Genomic DNA, 19,674 nt, shown 5'->3' on the forward strand with positions numbered 1-19,674 from the left:
GGAGAGTTCCATGGGCGACCTAGAAACCACCATTGTCATCGACCCGGCGATCCCACTTACCGATATCACCGAACTTGAACGGCTGGTTCTCTCCAGCGTGTTCGATGCAGGTGAGGTGGACAACGCGCTGTTGCTCTATACCGACAGTGGCGCTGCCCTGACGTTCAGCCTGGCCGCGGGCGATCTATCGGTGGCCTATGAAACGTCTCGCCGCTCACCGAAGAGCGAGCTGAACCGGATCGTTGCCGAATGCTGGCGCGACCAGATCGATGGTCGGGACCGGATCGAAATCGATCTGCGACCAAGCTCCTGGGAGTTCATTCTACAGGACATTGTCGCACGCTCCGAAACGCTTTCGGAAGTCCGCGTACTCGAATGGTCCCGCATCCATCGCAGAGACCCGACAGTTTCGCTGCCTGCATCATGCTGATCACCGCAACGGAATGCGCAGGCCGTTCCAGCGGTGATCTCTTCGAGGAACTGCGCGCAGCAAACGAGATACAAAGGCCGGCCGAGGGCCTGAGATACCTGCCCGGCATGCCTGATCTCTCAAAAGCCGATCCGGTTCTTGAGCGAATGCGCAGTGCGATCGACCGCCAGATGACAGGGCGTTTGCCGCACGACCAGTTCCTGCTCGATGCGGGCGGTCGCAACTCGCTGACCACGATCCGCCGGTTCATCGAGTCCTTCGCCACGCCTGCGCCGGCCATGGCCGACATCCATAGCCGACAACTCGATGCCGCCCTGTGCTGCTGGGAGGCCATGCAGGACTACCGTATCCTCTTCGAACACGACAAGCCGCTGGTGCGGAACATTCACGCTCTGATGTTGCTCTGGACTCATCTCGGTTCGATCGAACTGCGGCGCTGGGCGCGGCCGGCTGCCATCTGCGCGCTCCAGATCCATGACCATCTTGGACGGGAGCTGATCGATCGCCATGCACCGTTCGACTATGGATTTATCCCGGCGGTTCTCGAAGTGCTTGAATGGACAGAGAATGGTCCTGACTTCGCAACACCGCTCGAGGATGCCGCCGCCCGCGTGCTGAAGAAGCTGGAAATGCATGAGGGAGGACGTCGATGAGCGAGAATGCACCATCTTCCATCCCGCCGGCAATTGCAAAGGTTTCTGCCGATCCCGCGTGCAGCAAGCATTTCGTGCATGTCTATACCGTGGTCCGGGTGAAGGTTGAAGTCGATGCCACAAACCACCGGGCCGCTATGACCGCGGCCGACGAACGTCTGTTCGGTAACGGATTTGCCGTCAGCCTCAATCCCCGCGGTATCGGCGTGATCGAGGCCGGCTATGCCGAGGAAGTGGTCGGTTATCTCGTCGATGAAGCGGACGACCCGGACTATGAGAAAACCCGGAGCTACAGTCCAGACCACGAGCCGCAAATATTGGATGACGGACATCGGCGTCCGCCCTTCGTCTCGCTGGAAGACCGGCGCGTGACACTGACATTCGTGCCCCAGATCTGGCGCCATGATCAGGCGATCGAGGTTGATGTCTCTGAACCAAAAGACTGGACCGTGGCGCTGTCACTGCTCCTCGAACGATTTCCGACAGAGGCAGAGTGGGATGCCAATGCGCAGATCAGGGATGATCTGCGTCACGAAGGTGATGCTCCACAATGGATCCGGGACTGGCCCGGCCCCTTTGAAGTTCGACTGGACGACGACGTTGCGGACGTCTGGAGTGGCTCCGATGAACTATGAGCGTCTTCTGCGGCGCCTCAGGGGCAACCCTGATCTGTTTGGCGATGATGACGAACGGTCGCGCCGTGTGACACGCCTTATCATACGCTGCAAGGCGCGGCTGATGCCCGAATGGGGAGGCGCGCGCCAAGCGAGTACAGCTGGAGGCCGACCGTCGCTTCTGGTTCCGGACCCTGTGAAGGGGAAAGGAAGGGGAAGAAAAGAAGACCCCTGCCGCATGTGGCTCCAGCCCGTCAAGGGCGGGCTTCGCCGCTAAAGCGGCCCTTGACCGGCCATCGCCAATGCAGCGGTGAAAAGCTGGATTGGAAAGTCTGAAGAGGCGAGGACAGCGCCGAAATTTTCCAGTCCAAATCCCGAAACTGCGAATGCCATGCTCCGACGGATCGAGATCCGGCGGCATGGTCGTTCGTCCCAACCAATGGTGAAAGACATGCCCATGAAGTTCTTCCCCCCTTCATCGCGCCGACCGATTGCAGGACGGCCTGGCGGATCGGAAAGCCGCCTCATTCCGTCGGCCGCCAATGATGACGATCCGGATCCGACGCCGCCGTCACCTGCGGCAGTAGCCAAACCTGTGGCGGTGGCGAATGAGATTCCGCCGCTTCCCATCGCGGTTTGACGGAGGATTGACCATGTTGACCTTCCCGGTCCAATCCGTCCTCGACGTCATCGCACGTGGTCGCGCCGACGCCGAGGCCAATGGCGGCTTCCGCGATCCCTATTATGGCCTCGAACCCGGAAAGGGTGAAAAGCCCGGCCTCTGGCTCGTTGGAGATCATGGGGTGTATTTGATGTCCAACGGAAAGTTGCCCGAAAACGGCAAGCCATTGGTCGTCTATGCCGAAGAATGCCACCCCGAGCAAAACGACGACTGGTTCGAGGTCAAACGCCAGACCTTCGGGGGCGATGATGGTGTCGATTTCATCGATGCCGAGAGCCTCGAAGCAATGATCGCCGCCAGCGCTGGCGGAACGCATCTCTCTTTCACCTTCGAGGAAGCCGCGATGCAGATCTCGGTCATCCAACGCGGCTGACGCATCATCGTCCGCTGCAACCACAACTTTCCCCCCTTCCACGCGAGCGCCACGCCGGTTCATCCGGTCGATGACGCTCGCCTTTTTCAGGAGCATTCACCAGATGTCCAACGATCCCTTTTCCCTCGACATGTTCGGCAATACCGCGCTCTCCTCCGGGCTTGGTTTTGGCCTTGGCACGACTGAACAATTTGCCCCCGAACCGGCAGCGCATGAAAACATAGCTACCGCGCCTGAAGCGCATGTCGTCCCGTTACCGGTTGTTGAGGCCAAACCACCCTTGCCAGGCAAGATGGGCGATCGTTTCAACTTCTATCTTGATGACGATGATCGCGACCTTCCGAAAAGCTGGAACGAGCGCGCCAGGATCAATGTCGCCGCCATCCTCTCCGCCAACGAGATCGAGAAGCTCGACGTTCCGGTGACGCGCGAACACCAGAAGCGCTTGATCCGTTTTACCGGTTTCGGAGCCTCCGAACTGGCGAGCGGCATGTTCCGTCGCCCCGGCGAGGTCGAATTCAGGGATGGTTGGGACGATCTTGGCGGTTCGCTGGAAGGCGCGGTCTCCGAAACGGATTACGCCTCGCTGGCGCGTTGCACGCAGTATGCCCACTTCACACCGGAGTTCATCATCCGTGCGATGTGGGCGGGTCTTCAACGTCTGGGATGGCGCGGCGGCCGCGTTCTTGAACCCGGCATCGGTACTGGTCTTTTCCCTGCATTGATGCCGCAGGCCTTCCGCGCATCCAGCTATGTCACCGGCATCGAGCTTGATCCGGTCACCGCCCGGATTGTCCGTCTCCTCCAGCCGAAGGCTCGGATAATCAATGGTGATTTTGCGCGTACCGATCTCGGGGTGATCTATGATCTCGCCATCGGAAACCCGCCGTTCTCTGATCGAACTGTCCGCTCCGATCGTAACTATCGCGGTCTCGGTCTCAGATTGCATGACTATTTCATCGCAAGGTCGATCGATCTGCTGAAGCCAGGCGCTCTCGCCGCTTTCGTCACCTCCCACGGCACGATGGACAAGGCCGATACGTCGGCCCGTGAGCATATTGCGAAATCGGCCAACCTTGTCGCTGCCATTCGCCTGCCGGAACGCGCGTTCCGCGCCGCCGCTGGTACCGATGTCGTGGTCGACATCCTGTTCTTCCGCAAACGCAAGGCCGGTGAGCCCGAAGGCGATGTCACCTGGCTCGACGTTGACGAAATCCGGCCAGCCACCGCCGATGAAGGCGCGATCCGTGTCAATCGCTGGTTCGCCAGACATCCCGTCTTCGTACTCGGCGATCATGCCCTTACCTCTGGGCCGTTTGGCGAAACCTATACCTGCCAGCCCCGTCCCGGCGAAGACCTGGAGGGTCTGCTGAAGGCCGCCATCTCTCTGCTTCCCGAACATCTCTATGATGGCGAGCCGAGCATCATCGATCTCGATCTGGAAGAAGAGCTCGCCGAGATCGTCGACCTGAAGCCCGATAACGCTAAAGTCCGTGAAGGCAGCTTTTTCCTCGACGGCGAGCATAACCTCATGCAGTTGATTGACGGCTCGCCCGTGCCGATCGGCATACGCAAGGGTCGCAGCAGCGACGGTATTCCCGAAAAGCATGCCCGGATCATTCGCAAGCTCCTGCCGATCCGCGATTCCGTTCGCGAGGTGCTGAAGGCCCAGGAGCAAGATCGACCGTGGCGGGATCTTCAGGTCCGGCTGCGCATCGCCTGGGGTGCCTTTGTTCGGGAGTTCGGGCCGATCAATCATACCACTGTCTCAATTAGCGACGACGAACAGACCGGTGAGGTGCGTGAGAGCCATCGACAGCCGAACCTCGCGCCGTTCAGGGACGATCCCGATTGCTGGTTGGTCGCGTCAATTGAGGACTACGACCTCGACACCGACACGGCAAAGCCCGGTCCGATCTTCTCTGAACGGGTGATTGCGCCACCGGTCGCACCTGTGATCTCCAGTGCCGGCGATGCGTTGGCGGTTATTCTAAACGAGCGCGGCCGTGTCGATCTCGAACACATCGCCGAACTGCTGCACATGTCCGCCGAGGAGGTGATTGAAGAGCTCGGCTATGCAGTCTTCCAGAATCCCGCCGACGGCTCCTGGCAGACGTCCGACGCTTATCTCTCTGGTCCGGTTCGTACCAGACTGACAGAAGCGGAAGCCGCCGCGGCACTCGATCCAGCCTTCGAGCGCAATGTCCGTGCCTTGCAGGCGGTCCAGCCGGCCGATCTTCGGCCTTCCGACATTACCGCGCGCCTCGGCGCGCCCTGGATCCCCGCAGCCGACGTCGTGGATTTCGTGAAAGAGATGATGGGCGCTGAAATCCGGATTCACCATATGCCGGAGCTCGGGAGCTGGACTGTCGAGGCGCGTCAGCTTGGATATAGTGCGGCGGGCACGTCCGAATGGGGCACCAGCCGGCGCGATGCCGGCGAACTGCTGGCAGACGCATTGAACTCCCGTGTGCCGCAGATCTTCGATACTATCAAGGACGTCGGCGGCGAGCGTCGTATCCTGAATGTCGTCGACACTGAAGCAGCGCGCGACAAGCTGCAGAAGATCAAGGAAGCCTTCCAGAAATGGGTCTGGACCGATCCGGATCGCACCGACCGGTTAGCCAGAATCTATAACGACCGCTTCAACAACATCGCGCCCCGGATCTTTAACGGATCGCATCTGAAACTGCCCGGCGCCAGCGCGGCCTTCCATCTCTATTCGCACCAGAAGCGCGGCATATGGCGCATCATCGCCGCCGGCTCCACCTATCTTGCTCATGCCGTCGGTGCAGGAAAAACCATGACGATGGCCGCGGCCATCATGGAGCAGAAACGTCTCGGGCTGATCGCCAAGGCGATGCAGGTCGTGCCGGGCCATTGCCTTGCACAGGCCGCACGTGAGTTTCTGGCGCTCTATCCATCCGCAAACATCCTTGTTGCGGACGAGACGAACTTCACCAAGGACAAGCGGGCGAGGTTTCTCTCCCGTGCTGCAACCGCGACCTGGGATGCGATCATTATCACCCATTCGGCCTTCAAGTTCATCGGTGTTCCCTCGGCCTTCGAACAACAGATGATCCATGACGAGCTGGAACTTTATGAGGAGCTGCTGACCAGGGTGGATGACGAGGACCGCGTCTCGCGCAAGCGGTTGGAACGGTTGAAGGAGGGATTGCAGGAACGCCTGGAGGCGCTTTCGACACGCAAGGACGACCTCTTGACGATTTCCGAGATCGGCGTCGACCAGATCGTGGTTGATGAAGCCCAGGAATTCAGGAAACTTTCCTTCGCGACCAACATGTCGACGTTGAAAGGCATCGATCCGAACGGATCGCAACGCGCCTGGGATCTCTATGTGAAATCCCGTTACATCGAAACACGAAATCCGGGTCGAGCCCTCGTTCTGGCATCGGGGACGCCTATTACGAATACACTAGGAGAGATGTTCTCGATCCAGCGGCTGCTTGGACATGAGGCGCTTGCCGAACGTGGCCTGCATGAATTCGATGCCTGGGCGAGTTGCTTCGGCGATACGTCAACGGAACTGGAGATCCAGCCGTCCGGCAAGTACCGCCCTGTCAGCCGCTTTGCGAGCTTCGTGAATGTCCCGGAACTGATCGCGATGTTCCGGGCCTTCGCCGACGTGGTGATGCCCGACGATCTTCGTGAATATGTCAGGGTGCCGGCAATTTCCACCGGTCGCCGTCAGATCGTCACCGCCAAGCCGACGCCTGCTTTCAAGATGTACCAGCAGATCCTGGAAGCGCGCATCAAGGCGATCGAGTTGCGTGAAGGACCGGCGCAGCCTGGTGACGACATTCTCCTGTCGGTGATCACGGATGGTCGCCATGCGGCGATCGATCTTCGTCTGGTCATGCCGGCGAATGACAACGAGGAGCACAACAAACTCAACATGCTTGTGCGCAACGCTTTCCGGATCTGGCAGGAGACAGGTGAAAGCATTTATAGCCGCCCGGATGGCAAGGACTACGATCTGCCGGGCGGCGCCCAGATGATCTTTTCCGATCTGGGGACCATAAATGTCGAGAAGACACGCGGCTTCTCGGCCTACCGCTGGATACGTGATGAACTTATCCGGCTCGGCGTGCCGGCTTCCGAGATCGCCTATATGCAAGACTATAAGAAGTCGGAGGCCAAGCAACGGTTGTTTGGCGACGTGCGCGCCGGCCGCATCCGCTTCCTCCTCGGATCCTCCGAGACAATGGGAACAGGTGTCAATGCGCAGTTGCGTCTTAAAGCCTTGCATCATCTCGACGTGCCGTGGCTGCCCTCTCAGATCGAACAACGCGAGGGGCGGATCGTGCGTCAGGGCAATCAGCATGATGAGGTCGATATTTTCGCCTACGCGACGGAAGGCAGTCTCGATGTCTCGATGTGGCAGAACAATGAGCGCAAGGCGAGGTTCATCGCTGCCGCGTTGAGCGGCGATACCTCGATCCGCAGGCTTGAAGATCTCGGCGAAGGCCAGGCGAACCACTTTGCAATGGCCAAAGCGATCGCCAGCGGTGACGAGAGGCTGATGCAAAAGGCAGGTTTGGAGGCCGATATCGCACGGCTTGAACGATTGCGCGCCGCGCACGACGACGATCAATATGCTGTTCGACGCCAGATCCGTGACGCCGAGCGTGACATCGAAACCGCGACCCGCCGGATTGGTGAGATCGGTGAGGACTTGAAGCGGTTTATTCCGACCGCAGCGGATTCCTTCACCATGACAGTTCTCGGCGAGGTCCACGATGAACGCAAGAAGGCTGGTCGGGCTCTGATGCAAGAAATCCTGACGCTCGTACAGCTTCGCCAGCATGGGGAGGTTCATCTCGCATCGATCGGCGGGTTCGATCTGCTCTATGACGGCGAACGGTTTGGCAAGGCGGACGGTTATCGCTATGCGACGCTGCTGCAACGTACCGGTGCTGACTACGAGATCGACCTGGCCGTCACGGTAACGCCGCTTGGAGCCATTTCCCGCCTCGAACACGCACTCGACGGGTTCGAGGAGGAGCGCGATCGTTATCGCCATCGTCTTGAAACCGGACGTCGCCTGCTCGCGTCATATCGCACCCGTGAGGGGGGAAGCTTCGCCTTCGCCGATGAACTTGCGCAAAAACGCCGTCAGTTGGCGGATGTGGATGAGGCGTTGGCAGCGTCAATGCGTGAGGAAGCTGGAAGCGTGGACAAAGCGGCGTGATCGCCGCCACCATCTATCGTTCCCTGCTGACTTGCGGGGGACGATACATCTGTCAGGCCTACAGTATGGTGGACCAGGGAGAGGACGACCCTGTGGCGCCATAAACGTTGATTTCCCCGAAACTGTTCATCGTCTTTTGACCGACCCGTGCGCGCCGCGTGCCCTCAGCTCTTTTTCCCGGATGACTTCTGCTTGACCCGGATACGGAGCGGGCGGCCCTCTGCAAGGTCAATATCGAAGGCATTCGTTTTCCGGACGAGATCGCTCAGCTTCCGAAACCCATAGGTTCGCGGATCGAAATCGGACGCCAGATTTGCAAGTTGATTGCCGACCGCGCCGAGCGGCACCCATCCATCTTCGCTTTCCATCTGGGCGATGACCTTCCTGATGATGGGCGTGGCGGCGCTCGGAGGTTGAAGAGAAGCTGTCGCCTGCGTCGCATCGGCTCCGTTCGCCGGGGCTGCGGGCAACAGATTTTCGGTATAGATGAAACGCCGGCATGCCTGCCGGAAACTCTCAGGCGTCTTCTGTTCGCCGAAACCGAAAACGTCGACGCCTTGCTCTCGGATGCGCGAGGCAAGTCGGGTAAAATCGCTGTCCGACGACACAAGGCAAAAACCGTCGAAGCGGCCGCTGTGCAGGAGATCCATCGCGTCGATGACAAGCGTGATGTCGGAAGCGTTCTTGCCGGTCGTGTAGGCGAACTGTTGCTGGGGAATGATCGCGTGTCTCGCGAGAACGTCGATCCACGCCTTTGAACGGGCACTCGCGAAGTCGCCATAGATGCGTCGAACGCTCGCTTTGCCGACCTTGGCAATCTCTTCGAACAACCCGTCGACGATTTTCGCGGACGCGTTGTCAGCGTCGATGAGCACCGCAAGCCGCGGCGATCTGGGTTCTGCCATGCTTCAGGATCCTGATTGACCGGGAGCCAGCATCACCGAGCCGGTGTTGTCTTGCAACCGTCTTGTTCGTGATGCCTAACTGCGCCGATATCGCATCGGCCGTGGAAAGCTGGACAGGCAGCGCAGCATTTGCATGGCTGCATTGCACAATAATTGGTTTTCTTGTGGTTAAAAAATAGTCATATAGCGCATAGCTGATGCATTTGACGGTTACCTCCCAGTTCCGTCGCAGCAGCTGTTCCCCTCTGGAGGTTCAATATCTCCACACTTCATGGGCCTCGGTTTTCGACGGCCCATTTTTTTTGTCCTCATTACAGAGCTGCGAGCACTCCTGCCACAAGCACTGTGGGCGATGGCGTCTTCGCGTCAAATGAATGGGAAGGAAGAAAAGGGGGGAGAAGAAACCGGTCGCAGATCGGTCCTCCCGCCGACGCTCACGCTCAACCGCCGCCTGCCGCATCCCGGCAACTCGTTCTTCGCAGGGCCTTCGGTCCCGCTCATCCTTCGCTGCAGGGACGCTCGGCCGCAGTTGCGCCGGTCCGGCCGCCCCGCGGTCCGGAAGATGTCTTCGGAAAAAAGAAGACACGAACAGGAGTGGCAAAGGGCCACTCCGTATCCGGTCAAGGAGAAACCCATGTATCTTGTCACGCTCGATCCACGCGCGCTGAAAGACAATCCCGACAAGACCCGTCAGTCGAAATCTTCGCCACAGGCAGATGCCCTGCTTTTGGCTACCATCAAGGCCGTCGGGATCATCCAGCCGCCTGTCGTCGAACCAGAACAGGGCGGCGGTAACGGCTATATCATCGATATCGGTCATCGCCGCGTGCGCCAGGCGATCGCCGCTGGGCTTGAGGAGATTCAGGTTCTCGTCGCCGACGCGGCAAACGACAATGGCGCCATGCGCTCCATGGTGGAAAACATCGCGCGCGAGCCGCTCAATCCGGTTGATCAATGGCGCGGCATCGAACGGCTCGTGGCTCTCGGCTGGACAGAGGAAGCCATCGCTCTTGCCCTCACATTGCATGTGCGGCAGGTTCGCAAGCTCAGGCTTCTCGCCAATGTGTTGCCTGCGATGCTCGATCAGATGGCGCTTGGCGACATGCCGTCCGAGCAGCAGTTGCGGACCATCGCGTCCGCCAGCGTCGAAGAACAGAAGCAGGTGTGGAAGGCCAACAAGCCGAAGAAGGGCGAGCGGGCATCCTGGCACCAGATTGCCAGCGCGCTTACGAAGAAGCGCCTGTATGCCAAGGATGCCAGCTTCGGTGATGATCTCGCAACGGCTTACGGCATCGAATGGGTCGAAGACCTGTTCGCACCAGCTGACGAGGATACGCGCTACACGACCAATGTCGAAGGCTTCCTCGGTGCGCAGCACGAATGGATGACCGCCAACCTGCCCAAGCGCGGTGCCATCGTCGAGGTCAATTCCTGGGGACAGCCCGAGCTGCCCAGGAAGGCCGATCGCGTCTACGGCAAGCCGCAGAAATCGGACCATGCCGGCATCTATCTCGATCGTGATGGTAAAGTGCAGACGGTCTATTATCGTCTTCCCGAAGTGAAGAAGCCGAAGGCCGCCAGTGGTGCGACGGCGGGTGGTGCCGGCGATGTCGACGACGATACGATCGTCAGTGCAAAGCCACGTCCCGATGTCACGCAAAAGGGCCTCGACATGGTCGGGGACTTTCGCACGGACGCCCTGCATGAGGCACTCGGCCGCGCACCGATTGAGGACGACACTTTGCTGGCGTTGCTCGTCCTTGCCTTCGCAGGCACCAACGTTCGCGTCGATTCCGGCGCCGGGGACACTGTCTTTGGCCAGAAACGCTTTGCCCGCCATGTTGTCCGCCTGATCGATGAGAACGGCAAACTGTCCTTCGATCTCGACACCCTGCGGGTGGTTGCCCGCTCGACGCTTGTCGAGGTGCTGTCATGCCGGCGCGGCATGTCGAACAGCGGGGTCATTTCCCGGATCGCCGGCGATGCCATCGGGGCAGACGGCTATCTGCCGAACATGGGCACCGAAGACTTCCTGCTTTGCTTGTCGCGTCAGGCGCTGGAGGCATCCTGCAAGGAGGCTTCGGTTCTTCCGCGCCAGAAGGTGCGGGAAACCCGCGCTGCGCTGGTTGACCACTATCAGGACGGGCATTTCGTGCACCCGTCGGCTCTCTTCGCACCGGAAGCCGGCGACGTCGCAGACCTGATCAAGCGCGGCGAGGTCATCGACATCGATGATGACGGTCCGGGCAGCGACGAGGAGGAGTTTGAAGTCTCTGATGATGCCGAAACTGGCACTGAGGCTGCCGACGGTGAGCCGTCCGAAGCCAGCGATGATGAACCGGATCAGGGTCCGGCTGATACTGACGGATCGGACGCTGCCACGCCTGACGATGACGACAGCGCCTACGGCATCGCCGCCGAGTAGCCGCTTCACCTCACCCAGTTCCAGACCAACTTCCGCCGCCGGCTTATCACCGGCGGCGGTTTCGTTTCCAGCCTCTCAAACCACAGGAGAAATCGAATGTCTGCGTCTCTCGTTTTCAAACTCGTCCCCATCGGTTCCGTTGTTTCCTGGTCCGATGGCACACCACGTCCGCCGGAGCGTCACAAGAAAAAGCTTGCCGCGTGGAAGACCAGAAACAGCTCCGGCCGACTGATCCGCAAGCAGCCCACCCAGACCCGCGGTAGCTATACCGCGCCCGATTGCTTCACCATCCATGAAGGTGACCACGGCAGCAACGGCACCATCGTGCTTCGCGTCTATCGTACCTTCGACGTCGGAGCGTGCTCCCTGAGTTTTTCAGTGGTCGAACGTCCCGCGATCGGCTCGGTGCGGATCTTCGATCGTGCCGGCGAGGGCGCGGAGCTCGTTCATGTCGCTGCCAATCGCTCCGCAGCTGAAGAATGGCTCACCCGCCACCGGCATCCGCACGCCGTCCTGGAAGACGTCGAACGCACCCAAGAGAGCCCTTCTGCGGAGCAGGCTGCCGCGTAAGCTGCCCATCCTTCCCGCCTCGAAGAGGCCTTCCGCCGTCGGACCTTGTCCGGCGGCGCTCCTGTTTCGACCCTTGCAATGAAAAGGAGGACATTGATGTCCGCACTCATGATCTTCGACCGCGTGCCGGTCGGTTCCACTATCTGCTGGACGGATGGCAAGCCGCGTCCGCCGGAGAACCACATCCGCGCGCTTGCCGGATGGAAACGCGACAATGCCGAGGGACGGCTGGTGCGCAAACGCAGCCATTCTGTCATGGGTCAGTCACTCGTCCCGGCGAGCTTCAAGGTCGCCACGGACGGTATCGACGATCTCGGCGCCGTTATCGGCCCCGACTTCAGGACGTTTCCTGTCGACAGCACCTTCCACTTTATGATTGTCGATCGCCCCGCGGTCGGTTCCTTCCGCATTTTCGACGGCGCCGGTGCAGATGCCGAACTCCTCCATCTCGCCTCGAGCCGCGAACATGCCGACGTCTGGGTAAAGAACTGTGGTTTCGCCGTCACGACAATCGTCGAGGTGACCGCGGACGAAATCGCCGCCGATCGGATCGAAGGGAGGGCAGCATGAACGACCCCGTCACCACCGATCCCGCAATAATCCCAGAAGATTCAGGGGTAGAGTTCGCGCGCAGCGCGGAGGACTTTCCGGTCGCCCGTATCGGCGACATTACGCTTGCCATGCTGCCGTTCCCCAAGGGCGACGGCTTCCTCGCCAGTGCCTGGCGGATATCCAGGCCGCTTACCGAGATGAGGCGAGAGGACTTTTACGGGCATGAAGGCCGGTTGGCCGACGAGAACGCATTCCGTGACCGGGTGTTTGAGACGGCCCAGCATCGTCGCGAGCTTTCGACCCTCAACCGTGTGCAGACACGAATGGCCCGCAGCACGCCATGGGGCGCCTCGCAAATGGCGACGGTTTATGCCGAGGGCGTGACGTCGCACATGACGGCAGGCCACGGCGGCTTCCATCTGTCGGTGGAACGGAATGACCTGATCCACCCGGCGCTGCGTAAAGAAAGCCGGTGGTACGAAGAAGATGCCGAATGGGCGATCGTCGCACTGACGTTCCCGGATCTGTTCACCACCTATGAACGCCGTATCGCCGGCGATACGATCCGCAATACATGGCCTGACGCGTGGGAAACGATCCACGGCTGCATCCTTGACCCTGCCGAGTCCTGGGCCAAGGCGCGCAGGCTTTTCGACGAGGGGCATGCAGATGACTGGGTCGTGATTTCAGCGATCCTCTCCAGCCACCATGCCGGCATGACCGAAGTGATCGCCACACTCGGCGGCAGGCGAGACCTCGATGCCTTGGAGCGCCGGTATCTCGTGCCCAGTCCCGAATATGCGACGAGAAGTCCGTTCGGCTTCGTCATCGATATGGACCGACATCAGCCCTATGACGGCCCCTCCAGCTTCATCGGCTGGGACCCGGGGAGGACGGCCGCATGAAACCCATCAGCCCTCGCATGTTGTTGACCCGCATGGAGGCAGCACATCGCGAGACCCGGCATCATCTCGATCGCGTTCACCGGCAGATCGCCGGCCGCGCCGAACGCATCGCGATCACGCAGAAGGCGAAAGCCAGACACCTCGCCCGCAAACGGACAGGGTCACGAAGGAGCCGCAACGACGAGACGGTGTTCCGTGCGCATCTCGATCGCCTGCAATTCGAAAGGCGTCTGGAACTCGATGGCCTCACAGGCAAACTGGCTCGCCAGGAGCAGGCCATCGACACGCTGCGACGAAAACTCGGCGAAGAGGCCGGCCGCAGGGTTGCGTGAGCGGCTCACAGGGACGGTCTTGCGAAGGGGACGCGGGGTGCTGACTCGGTGATCGCCAACTGTGGTGAGGGCGCGTCATTGTCAGGCGGGTATCCCACCACGCCTTTCCGATGATGCCTTCGGCCCCTTGCCGCTCCGCCCCTCGGTTGTGTTGCGGCCTAATCCGGCGGCCGTTTGCTTCAAGGCCGCTATCGCGCCGCGGGGCGGCCGGAACAGCCTGCCTCTCATCACCAGCCCGCGTCCCGCGCAGGGCTACACCCCGCTTGGCCGCAGGCCGATGACGCTCGCCATGGCCGCCCCGGACCCTGAAGCAACCGTCATTCCGCCGGCTTTTCCAGACCGCACCCGAGGGACGGAGCGGCAAGGGGTCGCTTCGGGTCCCCGGAGGAAACCCGAGAAGGAAACCCTCATGGCCAAGTCCGCAACCCCCTCCCGTCAGTCCCCCCGCCCGTCGGCGCGCGTCGTCCAGCTCCGCAAGGGTGCAACCCTCGAAATGGTTCGGCTCACTTGCCCCGATACCGCGCAGGCGCTACTGATCGCCGAAAGCTTCGGGACCGCCGTCGTCGATAGCGACGGCATCCGCGACCTGCATGAGCGGCTGATCATCGAAACCGCAGACAGCCTTTCTGAGGGCCTGGGCGAGCGGGCGATGCAGATCCATCTCCAGCGTGTCGTCGGCGCCTATGTCGGGTCCGCTCATGGTGCGGGACAGTTTTACAGCCGCGCCGTCACCGAAGCTCGCGATGCGACGGCCAAGGCGGCCAATGACGCCCGCGATGAGGACCTCGATGGTCCGGTTGGTTACGACAGCGCCGCCCAGCGCAAACGCGAGTTTGCCGCGGACATGGCCATACAGTCCCACGCGCTGCGGATGGCGGCCGAAGGTGCCGTCGCAGCCTATGAACAGGTGGTCGGTGAAAGCTGGAAGCCGTTCGACCGCCCGGTCGAAAATCCCGGACAAAATCTCGACCGCAAGGCTGCGGCCGCGCAGTTGGCGGCTTTCGACTGATCCGCTTGATGGCGGGGCTTCGGCCCCGCTTTTTTTGTGCCTATAGCGGTGCCCGCCTCGGCCAGTTTCGCCGTGCAGCCGTTTAACCGTCGCAGTTTGTCACTATATCCCCTGGACGGCGTTATCGATGGGGATGACATGAATAACGAACAGGCGTCCGAAGTGAAACCCTGGACCACCTCGCAAGGCCCGGTTACTGCCAGTGCCAATGATCTCAAAAAAGCTGCTGCCATCAACGAATTGCTGATCGACGTTGCGGCGATCCTTCCGCGAAAGGAAACTGATCCGGTTTTGCCATTCGAGATCGGCATCTTCGAGCAATTCAGTGCCCGACTTCAGCCTGGAATCGCCAGGATCCGTCTTCGCCGCGCTGTCGCCGCCTACGCGGCGGCAAAAAATTACCTGCTGGCCTGCGCCCAGCCGGATGCCATGCGCCACGATATTGCCGGGCGCCCGACATCGCCGGTCAGTGCCGACGACAGAATGGCGGCGCAACGGCGCGTGACGGAAATCCGCCGCCAAAGAAAATTGCAAGCCGATATTGCCGGCATCAGCGGTACCCAACAGGGTTGAACCCATCCACCGCCGTCACGCTGACAGTGCTCGACCCTATTGTGGTCTTCGGTTGAAGGCAGTCGTGGGTGGCGCCGCCGCCGTGAACGCATCGATGAACAACAGGCTTTGAAAGGTCGCTGCAATGCGGCCCCGTCCTTGCTGTCGGTCCTGCAGGAGCCGGCGGCAAGCCGCAACGGCTGCGCCGTCCTCCACTGCGTTGCGGCCGTTCCGGTGCGGCCCGCCCCCTGACAGCTCCTGCCACGGTCCCTCCGCGACGGGGCCGCAATGGCGCGGCCTCCTGAATGGAGGGCAAAGAAAAATGAACAGGAAAGAAGAACACAGCGATCGAAGCGATATCTATTCCCGGATCACCAACCGGATCGTTGCCGATCTGGAAAAGGGCGTCCGGCCGTGGATGAAACCCTGGAGTTCCGCCAACGCCGCTGGTCGGGTTACCCGGCCGCTGCGCCACAACGGACAGCCCTATTCCGGCATGAACGTCCTCCTGTTGTGGTCGGAGGGTATCGCGCGAGGCTTTGCCTCACAGACCTGGATGACGTTCAAACAGGCCTTGCAGCTGGATGCTGCCGTGCGCAAGGGCGAGACCGGTTCCACCGTCGTCTTCGCCAGCCGCTTCACAAAGTCCGAGGACGATGGAAAGGGCGGCGAGGTCGATCGGGAGATCCCGTTCCTGAAGGCCTACAGCGTATTCAATGTCGAACAGATCGACGGTCTGCCCGACCATTATTACCATCATCCGGTCGTGCAGATCGATCCCGTCGAGCGCCTCGAACAGGTTGACCGGTTCTTTCGCCGCACCGGGGCCCTTATCCGGCATGGCGGTAGCCAGGCCTATTATTCGCCGGTCATGGACTACATCCAGATGCCACCCTTCGAGACGTTCAAGGATGCGGCCAGCTACTATGCAACCCTGAGTCATGAGGCAACCCATTGGACTGCAAGTCCGGAGAGGGTCGGACGCGACCTCAGCCGCTATGCCAAGGACAGATCGGAGCGCAGCCGCGAAGAGCTGATTGCCGAGCTGGGAAGCGTTTTCCTAGCCGCAGACCTGGGAATCTCCCCCGAGCTCGAACCACGGCCCGATCATGCAAGTTACCTCCACTCATGGTTGAAGGTGCTGGGCGAAGACAAGCGTGCAATCTTCCAGGCGGCGGCCCACGCGCAAGGCGCCACCGCCTATCTGCATGGCTTGCAGCCGAACGGCGCTGAACACAGGGAGGCTGCGTGATGGCCATCCCTTACATGAGATTGCCCATCCTCGCGTGCTCGGCGACCAAACGAGACGGTCCTCGATACATGCCGACCATCGACCGCTACGATGGCCCGCTCTGGCCGACGCTGCGCACGGTCGATCCGCGAAGGCAGAAGGCGCAAGTCGCAGTTCTTTCCGCCCATCTCGGCTTCGGGGCCGCAGAAATGCCGATCGAGATCTACGATGCCCGTATGACCGAAACGATGGTCGCTGCGATGAAGAGCGGCGATCTCGGAACACGCTGGTCGCGTCCCACTTCTCATGTCCGCGTCATGCCCTCCGGCGAACATCCGGGAATGCACATCGCCTCGTTCACCGAGCATCGGAAATTTGCCTTTTGCGATGTCGGGCTCACCGGCGGGTATCACTATCTCGACGTCATGCGGCACCTTGTCGATCTGTTTAGCAAAGCGGGCTATGTCACAGGCGATGCCCGGATCACGGAGATCAATCGATCCATCGGCTTGATGCGACGCGACCTGCGCCGCTGTGCCGATCCTTGATGAAGATGAGGACGGTGAAATCGTCACAGTCGCCACCCGTCAGACCAGGAGCGAGACAATCTCGATCGGCATGATCCGACGCCAATGCACCTCCGACTACAAGATCGTTCCGATCCGCAGGAAGGTACCCGAGCTTGCAGGGCTCACACGCCGGAGGTCTCCCGGCGAACCGGTTGTGGAACAATGGATCGGCATCTCGACAGATGAAGTCATCAGGATGAAACCAAGCCGGGAGGCATGGCAAGCCAATCGCTGGCCACTGATTGAACAGCGCATGAGCCGACGCGACTGCCTTGCGTGGCTGCGCCGCCATGACTATCCCGAGCCCCCGAAATCCGCCTGCATCGGGTGCCCCTTCCATGACGATGCACGCTGGCGCTTCATGCGCGATCACGACACCGATGCCTGGATCGATGCGGTCGACGTCGACCGCGCCATTCGCAGCGGATTGCGCGGCATTCGCGGCAAGGTCTTTCTCCATCGCTCCGCCGTGCCACTTGAAGAGGCGGACCTGTCGACGGCCGCAGACCACGGCCAGCTCGATCTGTGGCCGAATGAATGCGAGGGTATGTGCGGTGTCTGATCGATCCTCCAGCGCCGAAGTGCGCAACCCTCTTCTGAGACTGCCCGCGGCGCAAAAAATGCGATCCCTGTCACCGGAAGCGCGTGCGGTTCTGGCAGAGCTTCTGCGGGAGCTGTCGTTCGACGCGCGAGAGCGCGCCGAACGGAGCTGGCGACAGAACAAGGCGCCGATGGCGGTCTACTGGAAAGCCGTTGCCGTCTATGCCGGGCATCTCTATCGGATCGCGCGTCTGACAGGAGCCCGGTGCGAGCGGGCGAGCGCGACCCGTGCCTCAGAGGCAGAAGTCGGCGATGGCGCCCCCGGACATGACACCCCGCGTTCTGATCCGCGGTGAACCGGACAAGGCGGTCTTCATCCCTTTCGGCAGGGTTGCCGACGGCAGATATCCGGTGCCGCCGCTGACGCGTCACATGGATGAGGTGAGCTGTGCCGTGAGTCGGTGAAGTCCACCCGTGCGCTGCCTCAAACGCAGCGGGAGGGGCAGGCGGGAAATCCGACGTCCCGGAAAAAGTCGTCGCCAGACGAAAGCGCCAGCATGCGGCCGATCCCGAAAGTCCGTGCCACCGAAAGAGTCCGTTCGAAGCCGGGGACCGCCGAGACCCCGCGCCCTGCCAGGTTCCTACGCCCTTGACACCGGTGCACCCACGCAGACCTCGATGGAACTGGTGTGACCGCAAGGCGCCTGCGGCTCGATCGGCCGACCGCAACGACCGGTCCGGACTATTTTCCGCCGCCCGGCGAGCCGGGCTTTGCATCGCGAAACAAAATAGCCCGCTCCAGCCGCCCTCCACTGCGTTCCGGCCCCTGAAGGGGTGCAGTGCCGATCGCTCCCGGTCCTTACACCGTCATCGAGGCAGCGATGGGCGCAGCCCGATCACACGAAAGGAACCAAGTCATGGCAGTCATCGGCGAATTCACCACCAACGGCAACACCATCGTCGGCAACGTTCGCACTCTAACCGTCGCAATGAAGGCCCGCCTCAATCCCATCGAGCGCGTCTCCCGCGACGCCCCGGATTTCCGCGTCACCTCTGGCGCCGCCGAAGTGGGAGCCGGCTGGAACTCGGTTTCGGCCAACGGCGAGCCCTACATCTCCTTGAAGCTCGACGATCCGAGCTTCAACGCCCCGATCAACGCCGCCCTGTGGCCGGCCGAAAAAGAAGGCGACTACGTCCTCGTCTGGTCCCGCCCGAACCGCGAGGCCGCATGACGGGGTCCACAAATGGCCCCGCCGCGAGGCGGGGTCGTTCGCAAGACGCGACAAAGCCGGATCCGGGCAGTGCGCAGGGATCCGGCTTTGCCATTGTCATGGGGATGCCTCAGGCGTTGAGTGCGTCCTTCACGGCCTTGCCCGGCGTAAACGTCAGCTTCTTCGCGGCAGCGATCTTGATCGTTGCGCCGGTTGCCGGGTTGCGGCCCTCGCGCTCCGGCGTTTCCTTCAGCTTGAATTTGCCAAAGCTCGGAATGGACGTCTCCGCACCGGCCAGCGCCGCCTCGGAAATCTGCCGGAAGACGCTCTCCACAATCGCCTTGGCCTGCGCCTTGCTCAGGTTCTGCTCGGACGCGATCTTGTCTGCAATTTCGTTGGTCGTGGTCATAATATAATGGCTCCTCGTGTTTCACACCTTCCGGTATGAAGTTGAAGATTTGGCAACGATAGGGGCGATATATCCGCATTCGCCCGAAAAGACGCGAAAACCACAGGAATTATGCGTCTTCGGGCGTCCCTGAGGCCCGGTGGGCCATCTACCCCCGTCCAATGGTACAAGGCCGACGAACAGGTTCGGTCTCTCCCGATACGATGAAGATGCAGGCGGGTATCGAACCCACTTGCTTCTTTCCAGTGCCATACGGAGAGGTGGGGTCTGCTCAGATCGTCCCATTGTGCCGTTCGGAAATGACGGCCTCAAGGACGCATGGTTCCCCCATGTGTGGACGGCCCGTGGAATGCAAGACTTTTGTATCGATGGGATCGGTCAGGTTCAGTCATGTGTCCGGCCTTCTATCGTGGCATTGTAGCCACTGGCCCTGATGAAGTCCGCGGATGGAGAGCCAATCAATTTGTCGAGCTCAAGGCTCTGGGGGAACCTAGGCTTTG

18 protein-coding genes and 1 pseudogene are annotated in these 19,674 nt (G+C 61.0%); 17 read left to right on the top strand and 2 right to left on the bottom strand.

Annotated features, from left to right (window positions below; genetic code table 11):
- The first annotated feature begins 10 nt into the window (after positions 1–10).
- From CRO48_RS22665 to CRO48_RS22690, 5 genes are all read left to right on the top strand, one after another.
- Positions 11–430, top strand: a complete 420-nt coding sequence (locus CRO48_RS22665; protein WP_046802252.1) for a hypothetical protein — start codon at positions 11–13, stop codon at positions 428–430.
- Complete coding sequence (locus CRO48_RS22670; protein WP_046802251.1) at positions 424–1,083, top strand: hypothetical protein; 660 nt, start codon at positions 424–426, stop codon at positions 1,081–1,083. The genes CRO48_RS22665 and CRO48_RS22670 overlap by 7 nt, the downstream gene beginning before the upstream one ends.
- Positions 1,080–1,718: a hypothetical protein gene (locus tag CRO48_RS22675; protein WP_082129064.1), complete on the top strand. Its 639-nt coding sequence runs from the start codon at positions 1,080–1,082 to the stop codon at positions 1,716–1,718. Before CRO48_RS22670 ends, CRO48_RS22675 begins: the two co-directional genes overlap by 4 nt.
- 632 nt (positions 1,719–2,350) lie before the next feature.
- On the top strand, positions 2,351–2,752 hold the full coding sequence (locus CRO48_RS22685) for a DUF3085 domain-containing protein (protein WP_046802248.1): 402 nt from the start codon (positions 2,351–2,353) through the stop codon (positions 2,750–2,752).
- 103 nt (positions 2,753–2,855) lie between these two features.
- Positions 2,856–7,964 carry a DEAD/DEAH box helicase family protein gene (locus CRO48_RS22690; protein ID WP_046802247.1) on the top strand — a complete coding sequence of 1,703 codons (5,109 nt, stop codon included), beginning with the start codon at positions 2,856–2,858 and terminating at the stop codon, positions 7,962–7,964.
- A gap of 164 nt (positions 7,965–8,128) precedes the next feature.
- On the opposite strand, the gene CRO48_RS22695 is transcribed toward CRO48_RS22690, so the two are convergent.
- A complete protein-coding gene (locus CRO48_RS22695) occupies positions 8,129–8,869 on the bottom strand; it encodes an NYN domain-containing protein (RefSeq protein WP_046802246.1) in 741 nt (246 codons plus the stop codon).
- 634 nt (positions 8,870–9,503) lie between these two features.
- Here CRO48_RS22695 and CRO48_RS22700 point away from each other — a divergent pair.
- The 12 genes and pseudogenes from CRO48_RS22700 to CRO48_RS22755 all read left to right on the top strand — a co-directional run bounded on the left by CRO48_RS22700 (position 9,504) and on the right by CRO48_RS22755 (position 18,786).
- On the top strand, positions 9,504–11,294 hold the full coding sequence (locus CRO48_RS22700; RefSeq protein ID WP_097142060.1) for a ParB/RepB/Spo0J family partition protein: 1,791 nt from the start codon (positions 9,504–9,506) through the stop codon (positions 11,292–11,294).
- Positions 11,295–11,390: 96 nt separating this feature from the next.
- Positions 11,391–11,864: a hypothetical protein gene (locus CRO48_RS22705; protein ID WP_046802244.1), complete on the top strand. Its 474-nt coding sequence runs from the start codon at positions 11,391–11,393 to the stop codon at positions 11,862–11,864.
- A 96-nt stretch (positions 11,865–11,960) separates the two neighbouring features.
- Positions 11,961–12,434 carry a hypothetical protein gene (locus CRO48_RS22710; RefSeq protein ID WP_046802243.1) on the top strand — a complete coding sequence of 158 codons (474 nt, stop codon included), beginning with the start codon at positions 11,961–11,963 and terminating at the stop codon, positions 12,432–12,434.
- Positions 12,431–13,321 (top strand): DUF7007 domain-containing protein, encoded by an 891-nt coding sequence (locus tag CRO48_RS22715; protein WP_046802242.1) that lies wholly within the window; start codon positions 12,431–12,433, stop codon positions 13,319–13,321. The genes CRO48_RS22710 and CRO48_RS22715 overlap by 4 nt, the downstream gene beginning before the upstream one ends.
- On the top strand, positions 13,318–13,653 hold the full coding sequence (locus tag CRO48_RS22720; protein ID WP_046802241.1) for a hypothetical protein: 336 nt from the start codon (positions 13,318–13,320) through the stop codon (positions 13,651–13,653). The genes CRO48_RS22715 and CRO48_RS22720 overlap by 4 nt, the downstream gene beginning before the upstream one ends.
- 409 nt (positions 13,654–14,062) lie before the next feature.
- Positions 14,063–14,662: a hypothetical protein gene (locus CRO48_RS22725; protein WP_046802240.1), complete on the top strand. Its 600-nt coding sequence runs from the start codon at positions 14,063–14,065 to the stop codon at positions 14,660–14,662.
- A 138-nt stretch (positions 14,663–14,800) separates the two neighbouring features.
- Complete coding sequence (locus CRO48_RS22730) at positions 14,801–15,235, top strand: ProQ/FINO family protein (RefSeq protein ID WP_046802239.1); 435 nt, start codon at positions 14,801–14,803, stop codon at positions 15,233–15,235.
- 301 nt (positions 15,236–15,536) lie between these two features.
- Entirely contained in the window at positions 15,537–16,466 is a 930-nt protein-coding gene (locus CRO48_RS22735) for an ArdC family protein (RefSeq protein ID WP_097142061.1), read from the top strand.
- A gap of 68 nt (positions 16,467–16,534) precedes the next feature.
- A complete protein-coding gene (locus CRO48_RS22740) occupies positions 16,535–16,993 on the top strand; it encodes a hypothetical protein (RefSeq protein ID WP_046802237.1) in 459 nt (152 codons plus the stop codon).
- Positions 16,974–17,576 (top strand): annotated as a pseudogene (locus tag CRO48_RS22745) (hypothetical protein); the annotation flags it as partial. The gene CRO48_RS22740 and the pseudogene CRO48_RS22745, both read left to right, overlap by 20 nt.
- 58 nt (positions 17,577–17,634) lie before the next feature.
- Positions 17,635–17,910 (top strand): hypothetical protein, encoded by a 276-nt coding sequence (locus CRO48_RS32680; protein ID WP_210202020.1) that lies wholly within the window; start codon positions 17,635–17,637, stop codon positions 17,908–17,910.
- A 561-nt stretch (positions 17,911–18,471) separates the two neighbouring features.
- Positions 18,472–18,786, top strand: coding sequence for a DUF736 domain-containing protein (locus CRO48_RS22755; protein WP_035226669.1), 315 nt, complete (start codon positions 18,472–18,474; stop codon positions 18,784–18,786).
- A 109-nt stretch (positions 18,787–18,895) separates the two neighbouring features.
- Here CRO48_RS22755 and CRO48_RS22760 read toward each other — a convergent pair whose 3' ends face one another.
- Positions 18,896–19,174, bottom strand: a complete 279-nt coding sequence (locus CRO48_RS22760) for an HU family DNA-binding protein (protein ID WP_046802236.1) — start codon at positions 19,172–19,174, stop codon at positions 18,896–18,898.
- Positions 19,175–19,674: the final 500 nt, after the last annotated feature.

Source organism: Rhizobium subbaraonis, assembly GCF_900220975.1.
Lineage (GTDB): Bacteria > Pseudomonadota > Alphaproteobacteria > Rhizobiales > Rhizobiaceae > Mycoplana > Mycoplana subbaraonis.

Bases quoted from the DNA above. Each gene is read 5' to 3' on its own strand.
- CRO48_RS22665 (WP_046802252.1), top strand. From the start codon at position 11: ATGGGCGACCTAGAAACCACCATTGTCATCGACCCGGCGATCCCACTT.
- CRO48_RS22670 (WP_046802251.1), top strand. From the start codon at position 424: ATGCTGATCACCGCAACGGAATGCGCAGGCCGTTCCAGCGGTGATCTC.
- CRO48_RS22675 (WP_082129064.1), top strand. From the start codon at position 1,080: ATGAGCGAGAATGCACCATCTTCCATCCCGCCGGCAATTGCAAAGGTT.
- CRO48_RS22685 (WP_046802248.1), top strand. From the start codon at position 2,351: ATGTTGACCTTCCCGGTCCAATCCGTCCTCGACGTCATCGCACGTGGT.
- CRO48_RS22690 (WP_046802247.1), top strand. From the start codon at position 2,856: ATGTCCAACGATCCCTTTTCCCTCGACATGTTCGGCAATACCGCGCTC.
- CRO48_RS22695 (WP_046802246.1), bottom strand. From the start codon at position 8,869: ATGGCAGAACCCAGATCGCCGCGGCTTGCGGTGCTCATCGACGCTGAC.
- CRO48_RS22700 (WP_097142060.1), top strand. From the start codon at position 9,504: ATGTATCTTGTCACGCTCGATCCACGCGCGCTGAAAGACAATCCCGAC.
- CRO48_RS22705 (WP_046802244.1), top strand. From the start codon at position 11,391: ATGTCTGCGTCTCTCGTTTTCAAACTCGTCCCCATCGGTTCCGTTGTT.
- CRO48_RS22710 (WP_046802243.1), top strand. From the start codon at position 11,961: ATGTCCGCACTCATGATCTTCGACCGCGTGCCGGTCGGTTCCACTATC.
- CRO48_RS22715 (WP_046802242.1), top strand. From the start codon at position 12,431: ATGAACGACCCCGTCACCACCGATCCCGCAATAATCCCAGAAGATTCA.
- CRO48_RS22720 (WP_046802241.1), top strand. From the start codon at position 13,318: ATGAAACCCATCAGCCCTCGCATGTTGTTGACCCGCATGGAGGCAGCA.
- CRO48_RS22725 (WP_046802240.1), top strand. From the start codon at position 14,063: ATGGCCAAGTCCGCAACCCCCTCCCGTCAGTCCCCCCGCCCGTCGGCG.
- CRO48_RS22730 (WP_046802239.1), top strand. From the start codon at position 14,801: ATGAATAACGAACAGGCGTCCGAAGTGAAACCCTGGACCACCTCGCAA.
- CRO48_RS22735 (WP_097142061.1), top strand. From the start codon at position 15,537: ATGAACAGGAAAGAAGAACACAGCGATCGAAGCGATATCTATTCCCGG.
- CRO48_RS22740 (WP_046802237.1), top strand. From the start codon at position 16,535: ATGCCGACCATCGACCGCTACGATGGCCCGCTCTGGCCGACGCTGCGC.
- CRO48_RS32680 (WP_210202020.1), top strand. From the start codon at position 17,635: ATGCGATCCCTGTCACCGGAAGCGCGTGCGGTTCTGGCAGAGCTTCTG.
- CRO48_RS22755 (WP_035226669.1), top strand. From the start codon at position 18,472: ATGGCAGTCATCGGCGAATTCACCACCAACGGCAACACCATCGTCGGC.
- CRO48_RS22760 (WP_046802236.1), bottom strand. From the start codon at position 19,174: ATGACCACGACCAACGAAATTGCAGACAAGATCGCGTCCGAGCAGAAC.